This window comes from Marinagarivorans sp. (genome assembly GCF_982758155.1).
On record NZ_CEXWTU010000414.1, the window covers coordinates 1 to 2040 of the forward strand.

The 2040-nt window shown below is 46.3% G+C and carries 4 protein-coding genes and 1 tRNA gene; all 5 read left to right on the forward strand.

The features are described from left to right. Positions 1–231, forward strand: a 231-nt coding sequence (locus AC3A8L_RS21530; protein WP_487964331.1) for a hypothetical protein, incomplete at its 5' end; no start/stop codon positions are given. A 60-nt stretch (positions 232–291) separates the two neighbouring features. Then, positions 292–379 (forward strand) — tRNA-Ser (locus AC3A8L_RS21535). A gap of 263 nt (positions 380–642) precedes the next feature. Beyond that, positions 643–1317, forward strand: coding sequence for a Bax inhibitor-1/YccA family protein (locus AC3A8L_RS21540; protein WP_487964332.1), 675 nt, complete (start codon positions 643–645; stop codon positions 1315–1317). Between the two features lie 66 nt (positions 1318–1383). After that, positions 1384–1779, forward strand: a complete 396-nt coding sequence (tusD, locus tag AC3A8L_RS21545) for a sulfurtransferase complex subunit TusD (protein WP_487964333.1) — start codon at positions 1384–1386, stop codon at positions 1777–1779. Between the two features lie 7 nt (positions 1780–1786). Next, positions 1787–2040: sulfurtransferase complex subunit TusC (gene tusC, locus AC3A8L_RS21550; RefSeq protein ID WP_487964334.1), on the forward strand; the 254-nt coding region annotated here is incomplete at its 3' end.

Here is a 2040-nt window from a genome sequence, read left to right on the forward strand (position 1 = left end):
CCGATAGCTTATAGCCGCGCCAACAACGACCCCAGAGCCAACCCAAAACCCATTGCAAACCTGGCAGTCACTAGCCTAGAAAGCAATATCACAAAAGGGCTACCACTGAATACCGCACTAACAGCCGATATTCAGCGATCCCCAAAGGCACTGAGTCGCGCAAACAACGACCCAAGAGGTCAATTAAACACCGCAGAGAATGAAAAAACCTCAACAGAAACAGAAAGTTAGTTTATTTACAACAAAGGGGTTGCCACTTATACAAAGGAATGTATAATTTGCGCCTCTTCAGGAGGGGTGGCAGAGTGGTCGAATGCGGCGGTCTTGAAAACCGTTGAGTGTTAAAGCTCCCAGGGTTCGAATCCCTGCCCCTCCGCCATATTAAAGGACTTGTTCCTTACAAAAAAAGCTCATCGAAAGATGGGCTTTTTTTGTATCCGCTATACTCTCAATCTAAATACATTTTTGCCATTGCAGCGTATAAATTGTTAGAGTGAAAGAAATCATCGTTTAACAGCGAAAAACAAATGGCACCAACTTGATTTTTACCGGCCACACCACCAAGATATGTATTGATCTTAGTAACACCCATAGTCACACACATGTATGATGCCATTACCGGCCAATCTTAGGAGAACCACAATGCAACAGGTTTATTCTGCAAGTTCGATTCAAAATGCAGAGACCCATAAAGTCCTGCGCAACACTTACAGCTTACTCGCTGTAACAATGCTCGTTAGCGCTATATCCGCTTTTGTCGGCATGGCAATAGGTCTTTCCCACATCATCGCAATTGCATTTTCGTTTGGTGCAATTGGTCTAATTTGGTTTGTCTTACCTAAAGTTGCCAACTCACCCAAAGGCATTTTAGTTGTTTTTGCTGTTGCCGCTCTTATGGGCGCAGGCTTAGCACCCACTATTAGCCACTACATGCAATCGGCTAACGGCGGCATGATCGTTATGCAAGCACTTGGCGGCACTGCATTAGTATTCTTTGCACTATCTGGCTACGTACTAACGACCCGTAAAGACTTCAGTTTTATGGGCGGCTTTTTGATGGTCGGCCTTATCACAGTGGTTGTGGCCGGCCTAGCCTTTATGGTTTTAGGTATGTTCGGTATTCACATTCCCGCCATGAGCCTTGCGCTCAGCGCCGTTGTAGTACTCTTGATGTCTGGTTTCATTTTGTATGACACTAGCGCCATTATTCACGGCGGCGAAAAGAATTACATCATGGCTACCATCAGACTCTACCTAGACATTCTTAATATGTTCACAGCGCTACTTCACATCCTCGGATTCATGAACGACGACTAAGTAATCGCGAATATTTAAAATCCAAACCGCCAGCCAAGCTGGCGGTTTTTATTTAAGCCTACCCTTATGTTATTTTCCCTCGTTATCAATAGCGGCCCGCACTCCCTTCATGGCGGCACAAGCTATAATGCCCTTCAGTTCGCGCAAGCCCTAATCCGTAACAAACACAGAATTCACCGATTATTCTTCTATGGAGAAGGCGTTTACAGCCTCAACGCACAAGCCATAACACCTCAAGGCGAATTTAACCTACCCAAGGCTTGGAGCGAGCTAATAGAAGATAACAGTATTGACAGTGTTGTATGTATCGCTGCTGCTGCCAGGCGCGGGGTTCTGGATCAAGACGAATGTAAGCGACACAACAAAAGCTCACCCAACCTACTGGGTAATTCAGAACTGAGCGGACTCGGGCAACTTATTGAAGCCGCCGCTAGCAGTGACCGAGTTGTCACATTTGGATAATAAGACTATGCCACCTTGCGACCTTCTTTTTATTTTTCGCCACTCTCCTTACGGTAGCAGCTTAGGTCGCGAAGGTCTTGAGGCCGCACTTGCAGCAGGCGCCTTCGATCAAGATATGGCCATTCTATTTATGGATGACGGGGTATTCCAGCTGTTGCAGGATCAAGCAGCCGACGCCATTGAGAAAAAGAACCATCAAAAAATGACTGCGGCATTACCTTTGTTCGGCATAGAGACACTGTACACCGCCGCATCCAGCCT

What these genes read in the sequence shown, in the direction of transcription:
- AC3A8L_RS21540 (WP_487964332.1), top strand. Translation starts at nt 643, where the DNA reads ATGCAACAGGTTTATTCTGCAAGTTCGATTCAAAATGCAGAGACCCAT.
- tusD (WP_487964333.1), top strand. Translation starts at nt 1,384, where the DNA reads ATGTTATTTTCCCTCGTTATCAATAGCGGCCCGCACTCCCTTCATGGC.